Origin of the sequence: Pseudoalteromonas sp. DY56-GL79 (assembly GCF_041414765.1) — a bacterium.
Taxonomy (GTDB): Bacteria; Pseudomonadota; Gammaproteobacteria; order Enterobacterales; family Alteromonadaceae; genus Pseudoalteromonas; species Pseudoalteromonas piscicida.
The window spans coordinates 1-19,125 of sequence record NZ_JANHZS010000004.1 but is presented as its reverse complement, the minus strand read 5'-3'; the positions used below and the strand labels follow the sequence as shown (position 1 = coordinate 19,125).

General features: G+C 45.3%; 17 protein-coding genes. 8 read left to right on the top strand and 9 right to left on the bottom strand.

Features of this window, described 5'->3' with window-relative positions; genetic code table 11:
* Positions 1 to 55 precede the first annotated feature (55 nt).
* From NO992_RS03740 to NO992_RS03700, 9 genes are all read right to left on the bottom strand, one after another.
* Positions 56 to 1,630, bottom strand: a complete 1,575-nt coding sequence (locus NO992_RS03740; protein WP_017219496.1) for a BCCT family transporter — start codon at positions 1,628 to 1,630, stop codon at positions 56 to 58.
* 697 nt (positions 1,631 to 2,327) lie between these two features.
* Positions 2,328 to 2,993 carry a CoA transferase subunit B gene (locus NO992_RS03735; protein ID WP_010378611.1) on the bottom strand — a complete coding sequence of 222 codons (666 nt, stop codon included), beginning with the start codon at positions 2,991 to 2,993 and terminating at the stop codon, positions 2,328 to 2,330.
* 9 nt (positions 2,994 to 3,002) lie between these two features.
* A complete protein-coding gene (locus tag NO992_RS03730) occupies positions 3,003 to 3,701 on the bottom strand; it encodes a CoA transferase subunit A (protein ID WP_010378612.1) in 699 nt (232 codons plus the stop codon).
* A gap of 27 nt (positions 3,702 to 3,728) precedes the next feature.
* The gene (locus tag NO992_RS03725) at positions 3,729 to 4,637 is read right to left on the bottom strand and encodes a hydroxymethylglutaryl-CoA lyase (protein WP_253105086.1); all 909 of its coding nucleotides are present in this window, start codon (positions 4,635 to 4,637) and stop codon (positions 3,729 to 3,731) included.
* Positions 4,637 to 6,580: an acetyl-CoA carboxylase biotin carboxylase subunit gene (locus NO992_RS03720; protein ID WP_371374464.1), complete on the bottom strand. Its 1,944-nt coding sequence runs from the start codon at positions 6,578 to 6,580 to the stop codon at positions 4,637 to 4,639. Before NO992_RS03720 ends, NO992_RS03725 begins: the two co-directional genes overlap by 1 nt.
* An 8-nt stretch (positions 6,581 to 6,588) precedes the next feature.
* Positions 6,589 to 7,371, bottom strand: coding sequence for an enoyl-CoA hydratase-related protein (locus tag NO992_RS03715; protein WP_010378618.1), 783 nt, complete (start codon positions 7,369 to 7,371; stop codon positions 6,589 to 6,591).
* 9 nt (positions 7,372 to 7,380) lie between these two features.
* Positions 7,381 to 8,988 carry a carboxyl transferase domain-containing protein gene (locus tag NO992_RS03710; RefSeq protein ID WP_010378620.1) on the bottom strand — a complete coding sequence of 536 codons (1,608 nt, stop codon included), beginning with the start codon at positions 8,986 to 8,988 and terminating at the stop codon, positions 7,381 to 7,383.
* Positions 8,989 to 8,997: 9 nt separating this feature from the next.
* Entirely contained in the window at positions 8,998 to 10,173 is a 1,176-nt protein-coding gene (locus NO992_RS03705) for an isovaleryl-CoA dehydrogenase (RefSeq protein WP_010378622.1), read from the bottom strand.
* A gap of 24 nt (positions 10,174 to 10,197) precedes the next feature.
* On the bottom strand, positions 10,198 to 10,590 hold the full coding sequence (locus NO992_RS03700) for a MerR family DNA-binding transcriptional regulator (protein ID WP_010378624.1): 393 nt from the start codon (positions 10,588 to 10,590) through the stop codon (positions 10,198 to 10,200).
* A gap of 315 nt (positions 10,591 to 10,905) precedes the next feature.
* Here NO992_RS03700 and NO992_RS03695 point away from each other — a divergent pair, with 315 nt between their 5' ends.
* The 8 genes from NO992_RS03695 to NO992_RS03660 all read left to right on the top strand — a co-directional run bounded on the left by NO992_RS03695 (position 10,906) and on the right by NO992_RS03660 (position 19,039).
* A complete protein-coding gene (locus NO992_RS03695; RefSeq protein ID WP_017219490.1) occupies positions 10,906 to 12,084 on the top strand; it encodes an acetyl-CoA C-acyltransferase in 1,179 nt (392 codons plus the stop codon).
* A gap of 96 nt (positions 12,085 to 12,180) precedes the next feature.
* Entirely contained in the window at positions 12,181 to 13,671 is a 1,491-nt protein-coding gene (locus NO992_RS03690; protein ID WP_010604936.1) for a CoA-acylating methylmalonate-semialdehyde dehydrogenase, read from the top strand.
* 108 nt (positions 13,672 to 13,779) lie between these two features.
* A complete protein-coding gene (locus tag NO992_RS03685; protein ID WP_371374459.1) occupies positions 13,780 to 14,937 on the top strand; it encodes an acyl-CoA dehydrogenase family protein in 1,158 nt (385 codons plus the stop codon).
* A 10-nt stretch (positions 14,938 to 14,947) separates the two neighbouring features.
* The gene (locus NO992_RS03680; RefSeq protein WP_010378634.1) at positions 14,948 to 15,724 is read left to right on the top strand and encodes an enoyl-CoA hydratase; all 777 of its coding nucleotides are present in this window, start codon (positions 14,948 to 14,950) and stop codon (positions 15,722 to 15,724) included.
* On the top strand, positions 15,724 to 16,863 hold the full coding sequence (locus NO992_RS03675) for an enoyl-CoA hydratase/isomerase family protein (protein ID WP_371374456.1): 1,140 nt from the start codon (positions 15,724 to 15,726) through the stop codon (positions 16,861 to 16,863). Before NO992_RS03680 ends, NO992_RS03675 begins: the two co-directional genes overlap by 1 nt.
* A 12-nt stretch (positions 16,864 to 16,875) precedes the next feature.
* On the top strand, positions 16,876 to 17,763 hold the full coding sequence (mmsB, locus tag NO992_RS03670; RefSeq protein ID WP_010604932.1) for a 3-hydroxyisobutyrate dehydrogenase: 888 nt from the start codon (positions 16,876 to 16,878) through the stop codon (positions 17,761 to 17,763).
* 6 nt (positions 17,764 to 17,769) lie between these two features.
* Complete coding sequence (locus tag NO992_RS03665; protein WP_010378639.1) at positions 17,770 to 18,531, top strand: SDR family oxidoreductase; 762 nt, start codon at positions 17,770 to 17,772, stop codon at positions 18,529 to 18,531.
* A gap of 118 nt (positions 18,532 to 18,649) precedes the next feature.
* On the top strand, positions 18,650 to 19,039 hold the full coding sequence (locus tag NO992_RS03660) for a VOC family protein (protein WP_010378641.1): 390 nt from the start codon (positions 18,650 to 18,652) through the stop codon (positions 19,037 to 19,039).
* Positions 19,040 to 19,125 lie beyond the last annotated feature (86 nt).

Genomic DNA, 19,125 nt, shown 5'->3' with positions numbered 1-19,125 from the left:
CAAAAAAATCGGAGCAAATATTGCTCCGATTTTTTAATTGCATAAGTTAAGTTGATTAACTTTTAGGCTCAGTTCGAAGCCCGAGGATTAAACTTACACACATCAGTAGTAGTACAAAAGTAAACGGTAAACCTGTTGAAATAGCACCCGCTTGTAGTGCTTCGATTGCTTCTTTACCACCGATCCAAAGTAGCGCTGCCGCAATTGCACCCTCAATACTTGCCCAGAATATACGTTGTGGTACTGGGGCATCTATTTTACCTCCAGCGGTAATACTATCGATAACCAAAGAACCTGAGTCCGACGAGGTAATGAAGAAAACCAGTACAAGTACAATCGCCGTGAACGAGAGTAAATCGCTCATAGGTAGGTTTTCAAACATTTGGAACATCGCAAGTGGTACTTCAGTCAAGCCATCAGTACCTAAAGCGCCAATGCCATTTTTTACCTGATCGATAGCAAGGCCACCGTAGATTGACATCCAGATCACGGTTACCAATGTCGGGATTAATAATACTGCGGTAATAAACTCGCGGATGGTGCGACCCTCAGAAACGCGTGCGATAAACATACCGACAAACGGTGACCAAGAAATCCACCATGCCCAATAAAATACGGTCCAACCTTGGAACCATGCTTCATCTTCACGACCATGCGGATTACTCAGTGGAATGATATTTTCAACGTAGGCCATTAAAGTCGTCGGAATATTACCCATGGCAATCGCAAAACCTGCAATGCCAACGAATACTAGTAACACAAATGCAATTAACATATTAACGTTACTAAGTAGCTTTACACCGCCATCAATACCGCGAACAACCGAAATAATCGCAAGGGCAGTAACACCCACAATCACGGCAATTTCTAGACCGAGACCTGCTTCTATGCCAAATACATGTTGGATCCCAGCACCGGCTTGCTGTGCGCCCAGACCGAGTGATGTCGCAAGGCCAAACAAGGTAGCAAGAACGGCGAGAATATCGATGATATGGCCTGGCCAACCCCAAGCTCTGTCCCCTAAAATAGGATAAAAGATTGAGCGGATCGACAGTGGTAAGCCTTTATTGTAGGCAAAGAATGCTAAAGAAAGCGCGACGACGGCGTAAATGGCCCAAGGATGCAAACCCCAATGGTACATGGTCGCGCCCATCGCAAGTTCTGCTGCCTCAGGAGTGTTTGCTGCAACATTTAACGGTGTTTTGTACCAGCCTGTGTAGTAGGCGACAGGCTCCGCTACACCCCAAAACATCAGACCAATACCCATACCTGCTGCAAATAGCATCGCCAGCCAAGACGCCCGAGTGTAGCTTGGTTTGGCGTTTTCACCACCTAAACGAATTTTACCGTAAGGCGATAAAACGAGCACCAAACAAAATAGGACAAAGAAATTACCAGACCACATAAATAGGGCATCAAAGTTACCTATGATATCCCACTTTATGCCGTCTAAAGTGGTTTTAGCTGTGTTTGCATCAACTAATAATACGGCGACTAAAAACGCCAGTATTAATCCTGCACTTACACCAAATACAGGGTTATGTACGTCAAACCCCCACTTTTGAACATTGTCTTGTCCAACGGTGTAGTCTGTATTATCGATGCTGTACTTATCGTGGTGATTGCCCATGATATCCTCTTGTTGTTCTCATCGTGATACGACACCAAGCTGATATACTGAATTAATCGCTAGACAATGGTTGATAACAATTCGACATAAACTAACTATGCAACAAAGCAAAATGTAATCTGGCTATTAATGCTAATCATTAGCGGCTTAGAATGACTTTATCAGCCATAAAAAATGCTAGCCATAAGCCACAAAAACTACTTAGTCTAGTTTAGATTATTTAGCGTATTCATTCGTTTTATGCGTTTCAACCATATCAGCCGAATGACTATCTAAATATATGATGGGTTTATGTTAGTTACAGCGACAGTATACTGCCTCAATACTTGTAATTAAGATAAACCAACCGAACCGTTATGCTACTAAGCTATGGTATCAATATATTGTGTCAACTTGATATTCAGTCGATGCTTCAAAGCAGCAACTCTTTAGTTTTAAGCTGTACTGGCAGGTGAATATTCAATGCCAACCAAAACTATCTCTACTAGTTTAGGGGGTGAGATTGAAAAGTAAATGGCTACTGAATTTTTTATTTAAAAATCATCACATTCATCAACTAGACATGGAGAGTGGTGTAGAGTAAAGAGTTTTCCTTCGATGGCATGTGAAAAAAAACCCCTCTTGCGAGGGGTTTTGGGTAACTCAGCGCCTTTGGCACTGGGAATGAGGTCGGTACATTTGTAAGTTAGGGTGTGTCTTACGACGCCTCAAACTGCATTTCAGGGATCTCACCATCGACGATAAGCTTGCCTGCAGTTTTGCTGATTATTTCATCAACACTAACACCCGGTGCGCGTTCTAGCAAATGGAATGCGCCGTCTTTTACTTCTAACACAGCTAAATCTGTTACGATTTTCTTTACACAATTTACGCCGGTTAGCGGCAATGTGCATGATTCAAGCAATTTAGAATCGCCGTGTTTGCTAGCATGGGTCATGGTCACTATGATGTTGCGTGCACCAGCAACTAAGTCCATTGCACCACCCATGCCTTTGATTAATTTTTTCGGGATCATCCAAGACGCGATATTGCCTTGTTGATCAACTTCAAATGCACCTAGTACCGTCAAGTCTACATGACCACCACGGATCATGGCAAAGCTTTCCGCACTATTAAAAATTGCTGCACCTGTCGCTGCTGTCACGGTTTCTTTACCCGCGTTGATCATATCGGCATCAACTTGGTCTTCGGTTGGGTAGGGACCCATACCTAACAAGCCATTTTCCGATTGCAGCATCACTTCGATGCCTTTTGGCACGTAGTTAGCCACTAAGGTTGGAATACCTATGCCTAAGTTAACGTAGTAACCGTCTTCAAGCTCTTGCGCCACGCGCATCGCAATTTGTTCACGATTTAAACCCATGATTGCCTCCTATTTGCGCGTTGTGACACGTTCAATACGTTTTTCAAAGTCACCTTTGATCACGCGATTGACATAAATACCTGGGGTGTGGATTTGACTCGGCTCAAGCTCACCCGGTTCCACAATTTCTTCAACTTCCGCGACGGTGATTTTTCCGGCTGTCGCTGCCATTGGGTTAAAGTTCATTGCTGTGTGGCGGAACACCAAGTTGCCATAGCGATCTGCTTTCCAAGCCTTAACAATGGCAAATTCACCAGTAATTGATTCTTCCAAAATATATGGTCGGCCATCAAATTCTTTTACTTCTTTACCTTCAGCAACGGGAGTACCGTATCCTGTTGCCGTGTAAAAAGCTGGGATCCCAGCGCCACCAGCGCGCATCTTCTCTGCAAGCGTACCTTGTGGTGTTAATTCAACGTCAATAATGCCATCGAGAAGTTGTTGTTCAAACAGCGCATTTTCACCAACGTAAGAGGCGATGATCTTCTTAATTTGACGATCTTTGAGCAAAATACCTAAACCAAAGTCGTCGACCCCACAGTTGTTTGAAACCACGGTAAGTTCTTTTGTTTGCAGGCGCTTAATTTCTGCAATTAAGCCTTCTGGAATACCACACAAACCAAAGCCACCTGCGATGATGGTATCGCCGTCTTTAAGACCCGCCATCGCTTCGCTGTAGCTTGATACGACTTTATCGAAACCGGCCATAAGCCCACTCCTAATAATGTTATTGTTTTAAGATTGACAAGTTTGTTTGAGTGCTAACGACACTTTACTGCTTGGTGTCTTGCCTAGCGCATCACAAATTGTCCATCCTGCTTTTGCTAGCCTTTCTAAATCAATTCCACACTCAATGCCAAGCCCTTGCAGTAAGTAAACTACATCCTCAGTGGCAACATTTCCTGACGCGCCTTTGGCGTAAGGGCAACCACCGAGACCTGCAACGGCGCTATCGACAGTTGCGATCCCCATTTGCAGGGCCGTGTGAATATTCGTTAATGCTTGTCCGTAGGTATCATGGAAATGCACCGCAAGCTTGTCAGCAGGGATATGTTGCAGTAACAAGGTGAGCAGCTGCTGGACTTTTTTAGGTGTACCAACACCTATGGTGTCGCCTAGGCTGATTTCATAACAACCAAGTGACAACAATTGTTTACATACAGCTAAAACTTGCTCTGGTTGTACTTCACCTTGATATGGGCAACCAACCACGCAGCTAACATAACCTCTTACTTTTATGTTGTTTTTTTGTGCAAGTTCAACAACGGGACGAAAGCGTTCAATACTTTGTTCAATCGTGCAGTTGATGTTTTTTTGCGTAAATGCCTCACTGGCGGCAGTGAAAATGGCAAATTCGTCGACTTGATTTTCAAGTGCAAGCTCTGCGCCTTTAAGGTTCGGCGTTAGAGCGCTTATTTCAACGCCTTCACTACGCTCAAAGCCTTGAATAACCGCAGCAGAGTCGGCCATTTGTGGCACCCATTTGGGTGATACAAACGCGCCTGCTTCAATGTGCTTGAGACCTGCGTCTTTTAATGTGTTAACCAGCGAGATTTTGGCTTCTGTGGCAACACTGAGCTCATTTTGTAAGCCATCACGTGCGCCGACTTCTACAATTTTGACCTTAGCCGGATACTGAGACATTAGTCTTGCTCCTCAACAATCGCCAGCATATCGCCATGACTGACGAGCTCGCCTTCTGCAAAGCAGTATGAAGTTAGCGTGCCATCAAATGGTGCATTGAGCGTATATTCCATCTTCATAGCTTCGATTATCACCACGGCATCGCCTTTATTGACTTGAGTACCGACGGCTAACAAATGCTTAACCACGGTGCCGTTCAATGGCGCAGCCAGCGGTGCGGCTTCGTGCTCATGATCGCTAATGTAATGCTTTGACTTAAGTTCAACGGTATGTTGATACGGACCATACATAATCGTGATCGCGGCTTCGGTAACAATGGCACTGGCGTGTAATCGTGCACCATCAATCAACACTGTTAACTGGTGTCCATTTAATTCACATTCAACTTGGTGGATTTGCTCGTTAAACGAAACCTTCCAACCACCTTGAGATTGATAAGCCGAGGCGACGTGATCTGCAAATGGTAAATCCACCTTCGCGGTTTGGTTAAGCCTAAAGCCTAAGTTTCCCCACACCGTGTTTTTACATGGTTGTTGGTGGCTAAGGTAGGCCGCACTTGCTAATAACACCATTTTATCCAGCGGCGTATTCGATTGAGTTAATACCTCAGTTTGTGTGTCGATAAAGTGGGTATCAGGCGCACCAGCTGTGAAAGTAGGGTGGCCTGCTAAGTGATGCAAAAATGCAATGTTGGATTTCAAGCCACACAAGTGCACTTGTTCTAAACTGGATTTTAACTTTAATAAGGCTTGTTCACGATTTTTGCCATGAACAATAAGCTTGGCGATCATAGGATCGTAAAATGGACTGATCTCATCACCTTGTTGTACGCCTGTGTCAATTCTTACGCCATCTTTGGCTTCAGGAAAGCTAAGGTGTGAAAGTACACCAGAAAACGGCATAAAGTTTTCTTCAGGGTCTTCTGCGTAAATGCGCGCTTCAAAACTATGACCAGATAACGAAACCTGCTCCTGAGTCAGCGGTAACTGTTCACCCGCAGCAACCATCAGTTGCCACTCGACTAAATCGAGGTCAGTTACCATTTCTGTCACTGGGTGCTCTACTTGCAGGCGAGTATTCATTTCCATAAAGAAGAACTCATCGCCACATAATAAGAACTCTACTGTACCTGCGCCGCGATAGTTAATCGCTTGCGCACAGCGTACTGCCGCTTCACCCATAGCTTTGCGCATCGCATCACTCAAACCTGGGGCGGGCGCTTCTTCAATCACTTTTTGGTGACGACGCTGCAGTGAACAGTCTCTATCACCGAGGTAAACACAGTTACCGTGACTATCGGCAAAAACTTGTACTTCAACGTGACGAGGCTTATCAACAAAACGCTCAAGCAGCACTAAGTCATTGCCAAAACTCGCTGCAGCTTCACGTTTAGCGCCATGTAGTGCCGATAAAAACTCGCTGCTTTCTCGTACCACGCGCATCCCTTTACCACCACCGCCGTAAGCGGCTTTGATAAGTACCGGAAAGCCGATTTTTTCAGCTTCTGCCTGTAAGAAATCATCGTCTTGTTTGTCGCCATAATACCCTGGGACCAAAGGCACATTAGCGTCATGCATGATTTCCTTGGCACGGGTCTTAGACCCCATCGCTTCAATAGAGCTTGCCAACGGACCAATAAACGCAATGTTTGCTGCTTCACACGCTTTGGCAAATACTTCATTTTCAGATAAAAAACCATAACCTGGGTGGATACAATCGACGCCCGCCGCTTTGGCGACTTCAAGAATTCGGTCTGCAACCAAATAAGACTCTTTAGATGGTGCCGGACCGATATGATAGGCTTCGTCAGCTGTTTTCACATGCATCGCATTGGCATCTGCATCAGAATAAACTGCCACTGTGGTTAGGCCCAATTTCTTTGCGGTGCGCATCACGCGGCAGGCAATTTCACCACGGTTCGCGACTAGAATTTTAGTTAGCATGTTGACTCCTATTCGCTTGCGGCGGTTTGCCAGCGTGGTGCTCGTTTATCGAAAAAGGCGCTAAGCCCTTCTTGGCCTTCGTCACTTACTCTAATTTCAGCGATACGCTTTGCGGTATGGGCGATCAACGCTTCATTTATCTCTTTACCAGCAACTTCGCTGATCAGTGCTTTGGCACTTTTCACAGCAGCAGGGCCATTGTTAAGCAAGGTATCGAGAAAATTCGCTTCGCTTTTTGCTAAATCATCGCTCAGTTCGTGAATTAAACCCATTTCTAGCGCCTTTTCACCATCAAATACTTCGGCTGTTAAAAAATAGCGTCGCGCTTGGCGCTCCCCAATGGCTTTAATGACATAAGGACTAATCACAGCCGGAATAAGACCAAGCTTGACTTCACTTAAACAAAATTTGGAGTTGTGCTCTGCAATGGCGATATCACAACAGGCGATTAACCCAAGTGCACCGCCAAACGCAGCACCTTGCACCAAACACAGGGTTGGGTGAGGGCAAGTGGCCAGCACTTGCATTAATTTAGCAAGTTCTAAAGAATCAGCGACGTTTTCGTTATAGTCGTTGTCTGCCATGGATTTCATCCACGCCAGATCAGCCCCCGCTGAAAAGTGTTTACCTTCGGTTTTTAATACCAGCGCTCTGACATCGAGGCCGCTGGCATATTCGATATTCTTAATGAGTTCGGCAATCACCTCCGCATTGAAGGCATTATGTTTTTCTGGGCGACTTAGCTCTAAAATCGCCACTTTGCTTTTTGTTATATTTAAAGTGACAGGCATAAGTGCTCCTTACATTCTGAAGACGCCAAATTTAGATTCTTTTTGCGGTGCGTTACTCGCAGCTTCTAAGGCAAGACCAAGTACTGTGCGCGTATCCGCAGGGTCGATAACGCCATCGTCCCAAAGCCTTGCGCTAGCATAGTATGGGTGTCCTTGCTTTTCGTACTGCTCGATAATTGGCTTTTTAAATTCGCTCACTTCGGCATCGCTCATGCTAAGGCCTTTACGCGCTAAACCATCTTGTTTAACCTGTGTTAATACGCCTGCAGCTTGTTCACCACCCATTACGGAGATCCGTGCGTTTGGCCACATCCACATCATGGTTGGCTCGTACGCTCTACCACACATGCCATAGTTACCAGCACCATATGAGCCGCCAATCAATACTGTAAACTTAGGCACATCAGCACAGGAAACGGCTGTTACCATTTTTGCACCGTGCTTAGCGATACCTTCCGCTTCGTATTTTTGGCCAACCATAAATCCAGTAATATTCTGCAAAAATAGCAGCGGAATATTGCGCTGTGCACAGAGCTGAATAAAGTGTGCGCCTTTTTGTGCGGATTCAGAAAAGAGAATACCGTTGTTTGCTACGATCCCCACAGGGTGACCATAAATTTCAGCAAAACCAGTCACGAGTGTTTCGCCGAAGTAGCGTTTAAATTCATCAAACTGAGAATCGTCCACGATACGGGCAATGACTTCGCGTACATCGAACGGTTTTTTCAGATCCGTACCGACAATGCCATACACCTCACTGATGTCATAACGTGGTGGTTTGGCATCCTGCAGGAACGGGCGAGTGGGGCGCTGATGATTAAGGCGTGACACGCACTGTCTTGCGATAGAAAGCGCATGCTCGTCATTTTCTGCATAGTGATCGGCTACACCAGAGACTTTACAGTGAACATCTGCGCCGCCTAAGTCTTCTGCACTCACTTCTTCACCCGTGGCCGCTTTAACAAGAGGTGGCCCTGCCAAGAAAATGGTGCCTTGTTCTTTGACGATAATACTTTCATCGGCCATCGCTGGTACATATGCGCCACCGGCGGTGCATAACCCCATAACCACTGCGATTTGTGGGATTCCCTTTGCAGACATACGGGCTTGATTGTAGAAAATCCGACCAAAATGCAATTTATCTGGGAATACTTCATCTTGTTCTGGCAAGTTCGCACCGCCAGAATCCACTAAATAAATACAAGGAAGATGGCAGCGCTCCGCAATTTCTTGCGCTCTTAGGTGTTTTTTTACGGTAATAGGGAAATAGGTACCCCCTTTTACAGTCGCATCATTTGCCACAATCATGCATTCAACGCCTTTGACGCGTCCGATCCCGGCGACCACACCAGCACAAGGAATATCTTGCTCGTAAACGCCAAACGCGGCGAATTGGCCAATTTCTAAAAACGGCGAGCCCTCATCTAGCAAGGTTTCAATTCGGTCACGTACAAATAATTTACCGCGACTTTGGTGACGGGCAATAAGCGCTTCACCACCACCTTGGCTCAGTGTTGCGACTTTATCTTTAAGATCAGCAACCAGCGATGCCATCGCATCGCTGTTTGCCTTGAACTGGGGCTCATGCGGATTAACCGCAGAATTTAGTACCGTCATGTAGCACTCCTAGCGACTTTCGTTGAATAGCTCACGTCCGATAAGCATACGGCGGATCTCAGACGTACCTGCGCCAATTTCATACAGCTTGGCATCGCGAAGTAGTCGACCTGTAGGATATTCATTGATATAACCGTTTCCGCCTAGAAGCTGAATGGCATCAAGTGCAAGCTTGGTTGCAAGTTCTGCGGCATATAGAATTGCACCAGCTGCATCTTTACGAGTGGTTTCACCACGGTCACAGGCTTTTGCCACGGTATAAACGTATGAACGTGCTGCGTTCATTTGCGTGTACATGTCAGCAACTTTGCCTTGCACCAGCTGGAATTCACCGATGGATTGGTTAAATTGTTTACGCTCGTGAATATAAGGTACTACCACATCCATACAAGCCTGCATAATACCAAGCGGGCCGCCTGCCAAGACCACACGCTCGTAGTCTAGGCCACTCATGAGTACCTTAACGCCTTCGTTGTATTCGCCAAGGATGTTTTCTGCAGGTACTTCGCAGTTTTCGAATACCAGCTCACAAGTGTTTGAACCACGCATTCCAAGTTTGTCTAACTTTTGTGCCGTTGAAAAACCAGGGAAGCTTTTTTCGACGATAAAGGCCGTGATCCCACGAGGGCCTGCATTGGTATCCGTTTTTGCGTAAATCACAAAAACGTCGGCATCTGGACCATTGGTGATCCACATTTTATTACCGTTTAGGATGAACTTGTCACCTTGCTTTTCAGCACGTAGTTTCATTGAAACCACGTCAGAGCCAGCATTGGGCTCACTCATCGCTAGCGCACCAATGTGTTCACCGCTGATAAGTTTTGGTAGATATTTTTCTTTTTGGGCTTGGTTGCCGTTACGGTTGATTTGGTTCACACATAGGTTTGAATGTGCGCCGTAGCTTAAGCCAATTGATGCACTCGCACGGCTTATCTCTTCCATTGCGATAACGTGTTCAAGATAACCCATGTTTGAGCCGCCAAATTCTTCAGCGACGGTGATCCCAAGTAGGCCCATTTCGCCAAACTTTGGCCACATTTCGTTTGGAAATGCATTTTCTTGATCTGTTTTTTCAGCCAGTGGGGCAATTTCACTGGTTGCAAAGCTATTTACATGATCACGGATCATGTCTGCTGTTTCGCCTAGTCCAAAGTTTAATTCTTTATATAAAGATACTGTGCTCATCGGTATTCATCCTGTTGTGAGAGTTTATTTTTCGAGCTCGTGTAGGGTGTCGCGACAACGGCGTTCAGCTGTCACCAGTTCCATTAAGACAACTTTAATGTCGTCCATTTGTTGGCTTAAGTCGGCTTTTTTCTCTTCAATGAGTTGCAACATAGTTTTAAGTTGCTTTTCGCTCGATTTGTCGGCGTCGTAAAGCTCAAATAATCGGCCAGTTTCAGCAAGTGTAAAACCAAGGCGTTTGCCGCGAAGGATCAGTTTTAATCGAACTTTGTCACGTTTTGAGTAAATACGCGTTTGTCCTTGGCGCCTAGGAGAAAGGAGTCCTTGGTCTTCGTAAAAACGAATACTGCGAGTAGTAATATCAAATTCTTTAGCTAACTCGCTGATTGAATAGGTAGGTTCATTAATTTCTTGCATTTTTATTTACACTTACAACGTCACTGATTAGACCAATATAAGTGAAGTTTACGTAAAGGTAAAGTAAGAATAGCAGATCCTTCTTTAGTCTTATAAAAGGAATAATCTGTCCGTTCGAATTGTCATCAAATCTTCATTACAGCCAGAGAAAATAAGCCTTGGAAACAAATTTGTGCAAGATAGCTTTACACTTTCACTGATCTCGTTTGGCTTGATTTTAGATTTACGTTGGCGTAAACGTAAATATTATGTATGCTCGAATACAGAGTTAATTTTTAACAAGCCTAAGATTGGCTTGTAAACAGGAGTTTTGCAATGAGTAACGAAGCTGTTGTCATCGTCGCTGCTAAGCGTACACCAATGGGTGGCTTTATGGGAAGCCTATCTGACGCAACCGCGACAGACTTAGGTGCGACTGCAATTAAAGCAGTAATGAATGAAACAGGTCTTAGTGACGCGAGTATAGACGAAGTTATTATGGGTTGCGTACTACCCGCAGGTCTCGGTCAAGCGCCAGCGCGTCAAGCGATGCTACATGCAGGGTTAGCACGTTCAACTGGTGCGACAACAATCAATAAAGTGTGTGGCTCGGGTCTAAAAGCGGCGATGTTCGCGCATGATCTCATCCGCTCAGGTAGCATTAATTCTGCTATCGCTGGCGGCATGGAAAGCATGACTAACTCACCTTACTTTATTCCAAAAGCCCGTGGCGGAATGCGTATGGGTCATGGCGAAATCAAAGACCATATGATGGCTGATGGCTTAGAAGATGCTTATGATAATAAAGCGATGGGTTGTTTCGCACAAGCTACCGCTGATGAATATGGCATAACCCGTGAGCACATGGATGAATTTGCACTTGGCTCTCTAAGTAAAGCAAACGCCGCAATCGAAAATGGCAGTTTTGGCAATGAGATTGCTCCTCATGTAATGAGTACACGTAAGGGGGATGTTGAGGTAAATACCGACGAGCAACCTGGTAATGCCCGTCCAGACAAAATTCCATCACTTCGCCCAGCATTTAAAAAAGATGGCACTATCACTGCTGCCAACTCTTCGTCTATTTCAGACGGTGCAGCCGCGCTGATTTTAATGAGTGAATCAGAAGCGAAAAAGCACGGTTTGACGCCACTTTGTAAGATTGTTGCCCATGCAACTCACTCACAAGCGCCTGCTGAATTTACCGTTGCGCCGGTCGGTGCGATGAATAAGCTGCTTGAAAAATCAGGTTGGTCGACAGCAGACGTTGATCTTTGGGAAATCAACGAAGCATTTGCCATGGTGACTATGTTGGCTATCAACGAAATGCAGTTAGATAGCAACAAAGTCAACGTAAACGGTGGTGCTTGTGCGCTTGGTCACCCAATCGGTGCAAGCGGTGCACGTATCTTAGTTACACTTATCCATGCACTAAAAAACCGCGGCTTATCAAAAGGCGTAGCCTCACTATGTATCGGTGGTGGTGAAGCTGTAGCGCTTGCGGTAGAAGTGTAAGTTACTGCAATTTATTTCGTTCAAGGGGCGCTGCGTTTTCCATAATTCTAATCATTCACGCAGCGCATAAACTCGTTTTATGGGGAGGAGTGCTTCATGCACCAAGTACCTTTATACATCAACGGTGAATTTTCACAGTCTCAGTCTGACAAATGGTTAGACGTTGTTAATCCGGCTAATCAAGAAGTATTAGCAAAAGTGCCTTGTGCTACTAACGAAGAAGTACAAGCTGCAATTCATTCAGCTCAAGAAGCATTTAAAACATGGCGTAATGTTCCGGTAACTGAGCGTGCGCGAATTATGATGCGTTATGCAGCGCTTCTTAAAGAGCACCAAGAAGAAATCGCAACCATCATTTGCCATGAACTTGGTAAAACTTTTGAAGATGCGAAAGGTGATGTATGGCGTGGTATTGAAGTGGTTGAGCAAGCATGTAATGCCCCTTCAATGATGATGGGCGAGACGGTAGAAAACGTTGCCCGAAATATCGATACCTATTCATATACCCAACCGCTAGGCGTTTGCGCGGGTATTACGCCATTTAACTTCCCAGCGATGATCCCGCTGTGGATGTTCCCAATGGCAATTGTATGTGGTAACACCTTTGTACTTAAGCCATCAGAGCAAGATCCGCTAACACCAATGCGCTTGGTTGAATTGTTTGAAGAAGCCGGTGCGCCAAAAGGCGTACTTCAGGTAGTACACGGTAGTAAAGATCAGGTTGACCAAATCCTTGAAGCGCCGGAAATTCGCGCGATTTCTTTCGTGGGTTCTTGTGGTGTTGGTCAGTACATTTACAGCAAAGGTACGCAAAATCTCAAACGCGTTCAAGCGTGTGTTGGTGCGAAAAACCACATGGTTATTATGCCAGATGCGAAAAAAGAGCAAGTGATCAATAACCTGGTTGGCTCTTCGGTCGGCGCGGGTGGTCAGCGCTGTATGGGGATCTCAGTGGCCGTGTTTGTTGGGCAATCACAACAGTGGGTAGAGGAACTAAAAGACGCAATGGCGAAGGTTCGTCCTGGCGTATGGGATGATCCTGAAGCCGCTTATGGTCCGCAAACGACGCCGCAGGCTAAAGCGCGTATTCTGTCGCTGATTGACAGTGGTAAGCAGCAAGGCGCAACGTGTTTGCTAGACGGCTCTGATTTTACAGTTGAGGGTTATGAAAGTGGTAACTGGGTAGGTCCAACCCTGTTTTCAAACGTCACAACTGAAATGGATATCTACAAAGAAGAAATCTTTGGCCCAGTCCTTTGCTGTGTATTTGTCGATAGTTTAGATGAAGCAATTACGCTTATTAATAACAATCCATACGGTAACGGCACCTCATTATTCACTGCAAGCGGTGGCGCAGCACGTAAATTCCAGCGTGAAATCGAAGTGGGTCAGGTCGGTATTAATATTCCTATTCCTGTGCCATTGCCATTCTTCTCATTCACCGGTTGGAAGAATTCATTCTACGGCGACCAACACACCTACGGTAAGCAAGGCGTGCGTTTCTATACAGAAACCAAAACAATTACCTCACGTTGGTTTGACGATGAGGCTGTTAGTGGTCCAAATATGAGTATCAACCTTAGATAACTCATATTGCATAGCGTGCTCTGCAGGGGGAGCACGCTATTTTTTTACCAAAACGATAAGAATTACCGACACACATTCAGGGTGTCAGAACAGCAAGAGAGGTCTAGCGTGGACTTTAACCTAAACGAAGATCAACAAGCATTTGCCGATATGGCGCACCAATTTGCAATGAGCGAGCTTGCTCCACATGCAGCAAAATGGGATCAAGAGCACATTTTTCCAAAAGACGTAATTCAAAAAGCAGGTGAGCTTGGTTTTTGCGGTCTATATACGCCAGAAGAGGCAGGTGGTCTGGGTTTATCTCGCCTTGACTCAAGTATTATTTTTGAACAACTTTCTATGGGTTGTACAGCAACCACCGCCATGTTGACTATCCATAACATGGCAACGTGGATGATAGCGAGCTTTGCAACGGAAGAAACCAAAGCAAAATATATGGATCAGTTAGTAACAGGCGAGCTACTGGCTTCTTACTGTCTAACAGAGCCTGGTTCTGGTTCTGATGCTGCATCGCTGAAAACAAAAGCAATAAGAGAAGGTGACGAGTATGTTTTGTCTGGCTCTAAGATGTTTATCTCAGGGGCAGGTGAAACCGACGTATTGGTGGTAATGGCAAGAACCGGCGAAGACGGTCCAAAAGGCATTTCTGCCTTTGTTGTCCCTGCCGATGCTGATGGCGTTATTTATGGCAAAGCAGAAGAAAAAATGGGTTGGAACGCTCAACCTACGCGTCTTATCACGCTTGAAAATGTCCGTATCCCAGCTGCCAACCTGCTAGGCCAAGAAGGCGAAGGCTTCAAATTTGCGATGCAAGGCCTTGATGGTGGTCGTATTAATATTGCAACTTGCTCGATAGGCACGGCCCAGCAAGCACTTAATACCGCCAAGCAGTATATGCAAGAGCGTTCTCAGTTTGGTAAACCGTTAGCGGCGTTCCAAGCACTGCAATTTAAAATTGCAGATATGAATACAGAACTTGTGGCTGCGCGCCAAATGGTTCGACTTGCGGCATTTAAATTGGATAGCAACGACCCAGAAAAGACCACTTATTGCGCAATGGCGAAGCGTTTTGCCACTGATGTAGGCACTAAGGTGTGTGATGATGCACTGCAAATTCATGGTGGTTACGGGTATATCAAAGAATATCCACTTGAACGTCATTTACGTGACGTACGTGTTCATCAAATCCTTGAAGGTACAAACGAAATCATGCGTGTAATTATTGCACGTCGGATCTTAGCTGAAGGCGCCCCAAGCGTCCTATAAGGAGAGTATCATGACTGCACAATTAAAACTCGAAAAACAAGGCCATACTGCCGTTGTTACTATGTCAAATCCACCGGCGAATACGTGGACAAAAGACACACTTACTGCACTTAAAAATCTAGTAATCGAATTGAACGCAGATAAAGAAATCTATTCTTTAGTGATCACTGGCGAAGGTGAAAAGTTCTTTTCAGCAGGAGCAGATCTAAACGTATTTGCCGACGGTGACAAAGGAGTCGCTGCGGATATGTCTCGAGTATTTGGCGAAGCGTTTGAAACACTTAGCGACTTTAGAGGCGTATCAATTGCTGCTATCAATGGTTTTGCAATGGGCGGCGGTTTAGAAGTAGCACTAGCATGCGATATCCGTATCGCCGAAGCTCAAGCACAAATGGCACTCCCTGAGGCGAAAGTCGGGCTGTTACCTTGTGCTGGCGGCACACAAAACTTGTCGTGGCTTGTAGGTGAAGGCTGGGCAAAACGTATGATTTTATGCGGTGAACGCTTAAAAGCCGATAAAGCGCAGCAAATTGGCTTAGTGGAAGAAGTGGTCGAGCAGGGTAAAGCACTGGAAGCAGCGCTTGAACTTGCTAAGAAAGTCGAAGACCAAAGCCCTGTTGCGGTGACGGCTTGTAAGGCCCTCATTCAAAAAGGCCGCTCTGGCACAATCAATAGCGCACTGCCACTTGAACGCGAACTCTTCGTAACACTATTCGATACCCAGGATCAAAAAGAAGGCGTAAACGCGTTTTTAGAGAAGCGTAAAGCGAATTGGGTAAATGGCTAATGATTGAATTTGAGCTAATAAATCACGAAGAGGCGCCGGTTATATTCGAACAGGCAACATGCCATAACGGGATGAAAATAGCGCTGGCGACATTAAATGCACCAAAAGCGTTAAATGCCTTAAATCTTGATATGATCCGTTTGCTCGCGCCGCAACTAGACGCTTGGGCAAACGACCCGCAAATAGCAATGGTTATGCTAAAAGGTGCTGGAGAGAAGGCGTTTTGTGCCGGCGGCGATGTCGTGAGTTTATATCGCGAAATGTCGTCTGATACGAGTAACGCATTAATCGAAACCTTTTTCAGTGAAGAGTACCGGTTAGATTATCAAATCCATAACTATGATAAGCCAATCCTACTATGGGGTAATGGCATCATCATGGGTGGCGGACTGGGCTTAACGGCTGGCGCAAGCCATAAAGTGATGACAGAAACGTCGCGCATCGCGATGCCGGAAATCACCATTGGCTTATACCCTGATGTTGGTGGGAGCTATTTCCTCAATAAGATGCCAAAAGGCGTTGGACTATTCTTGGGTCTCACCGCAGCAAACATTAACGCTGCGGATGCCAAACTGGTTGGGCTCGCCGATCATTTTATGGACTCAGAAAAACTGAGCTTACTGTTACAAAACCTAGTTGAAGTGAACTGGGGCAAAACCAATGTATTAAATCATGAAAAGCTTACTCAGTTGCTGTTGTCACTAGATGAAGCGTCTCATGCGCCGCCAAAAAGCGAAATTAAACCGCTTATCAAAGTGTTTGAAGCGCTTGATGAGAAACATGAGTTGTCAGACCAGGTTGAGTTTATTTTGGCGTTGGATAGCACTGATAACAAATGGCTAAGCAAGGCACAGGCAGCATTAAAGCATGGTTCACCATTAAGTGCAGCATTAGTTAAAGCGCAGCTCACTAGAAGTGCAGGCAAAACACTAAGAGACTGTTTTAAGCAGGAATTGGGAATGTCGGTAACGGCTGGCGAGTTTGGTGAGTTTCAAGAAGGTGTACGTGCGTTGCTTATCGATAAAGATGGCAAGCCAAATTGGCGATTTAAATCTGTCGCCGAGGTTACAAACGACGCGGTAGAACGCTTTTTTGCACCTCGCTGGGATGAAAACGATCACCCATTGCGTGACTTATAAGGAGTGACTTAAATGGCACAAGTAGGATTTATCGGCTTAGGTAATATGGGTGGTCCAATGGCCATTAACCTATTAAAGGCTGGCCACCAAGTATGTGTATTCGATTTAAACCCTGAGGCCGTCGCGACGCTTGAAGCAAGTGGCGCGACGAAAGCGACGGTTGTGAGCGATGTATGTCGCGAAGCCGATTATGTGATCAGTATGCTGCCGGCAGGCAAACATGTTCGAGCAGTGTATACAGGCGATGACGGATTAATTAATTACCTTAGTAAAAATACACAAGTAATTGATTGCTCGACCATTGATGCTGAATCAGCTCAGTTTGTTGGCAACAAGTTGGCAGAATCGGGCATTTCATTTGTCGATGCGCCAGTGTCTGGCGGTGTGGCAGGTGCTGCGGCCGGTACCTTAACTTTTATTGTCGGCGGTAATAAAGCAGACTTTGAACGTGCGCATGTGGTACTGACCAATATGGGTAAGAATATCTTCCATGCTGGAGATATTGGTGCGGGACAAGTCGCTAAGATATGTAACAATATGCTGCTATCAATACTTATGGCAGGCACAAGTGAAGCGCTGCAAATGGGTGTAGATCATGGCTTAGATCCTAAAGTATTGAGCGAAATTATGCTAAATAGCTCTGGTCGTAACTGGACGCTAGAGCTATACAACCCATGTCCAGATGTACTAGAAAATGTGCCTTCTTCGAACGGTTATAAGCCGGGCTTTATGGTTGATTTAATGGCTAAAGATCTTGGCCTTGCGATGCAATCTGCGCAGCAAACGAATTCTGCGACACCCATGGGGGCGCTGGCGAAGAATTTGTATAACTTGATGCAAAATCAAGGTAAAGGCAGTGAAGACTTTAGTGCGATTTTTAAGCTTTATTCAGAGAAATAGGACACTATGGATATTAACAATAAAACAGTTGTGATCACTGGTGGTGCGCAAGGCTTGGGTCTTGCCATGGCGACTGAAATGGCAAAGCATGGGGCAAAACTTGCCCTGATAGATATGCAAGAAGACGTTTTAGCAGAAGCGAAGCACGAACTTGCTCAATTCGGTACACAAGTTAACACGTATGTCGCTAATGTTAGTCAAGAATCAGACGTCGAAAATGTGTTTAATACCATCGTAAATGACTTCGGCGATATTTCGGTATTAATTAACAATGCGGGTATTTTGCGTGACGGTTTGCTACTCAAAGCAAAAGACGGGCAAGTCATCGATAAAATGTCGCTTTCGCAATTTCAATCCGTTATTGATGTCAATCTTACAGGTGTTTTCCTGTGCGGCCGTGAAGCTGCCGTCAAAATGGTAGAAGCGGGTAACGGTGGCGTGATCATTAATATGTCTAGCGTTGCGCGCGCTGGTAATATGGGACAAACCAATTATTCAGCGGCAAAGTCTGGTGTCGTTGCGATGACTACCAGTTGGGCTAAAGAATTAGGTCGTTTTGGTATTCGCGTGGGCGCAATTGCACCAGGTGTGATCCGTACAAAAATGACCGATGCAATGAAGCCTGAAGCCAAAGAGCGCCTAGTGAAAATGAAGCCGGTTGGGCGTCTGGGTGAAGCGCAAGAAATTGCTCATACAGCAAAATATATCATTGAAAATGATTTCTTTACGGGACGTGTCGTTGAGATTGACGGCGGCATTCGCTTGTAATGAAAAAATAGGCTTGGTTTTACAACGTGTAGTCCAAGTTCCTACTTGAGTGTGTGAAGCGGCAATGCAAATTGCCGCTTTTTTATTTAAAAGACACTAAATGCTTGAGGAGAAGTGCTTGAAGTTATCTGGGATACATCACGTCGCTGTTATTTGTTCTGACTACCAAAGATCAAAAGTGTTCTATACCGAAGTACTTGGGTTGCATGTACTCCGTGAGAACTATCGAAAAGATAGAGCGTCCTATAAATTAGATCTTGCGCTGCCTGATGGGAGCCAGATTGAGTTGTTTTCGTTTCCAAATCCTCCAAAACGACCATCACATCCAGAGGCGCAAGGACTGAGACATTTAGCATTTAGCGTATCAGATATTGATGCTTATATTGCACACCTTGTGCAGAATCAAGTTGCTGTAGAGCCTGTTCGAATAGATGAATATACAGGCAAACGCTTTACCTTTTTCAGCGATCCTGATGGTTTGCCGCTGGAGCTTTATGAGCAATGTTAAGATGATAACTAACCTGATGTAATGGTCTCCTCCCACACTCGGCATCGGTGTGCCATGATTGAATTGCAAACAATCAAAATGGGAGA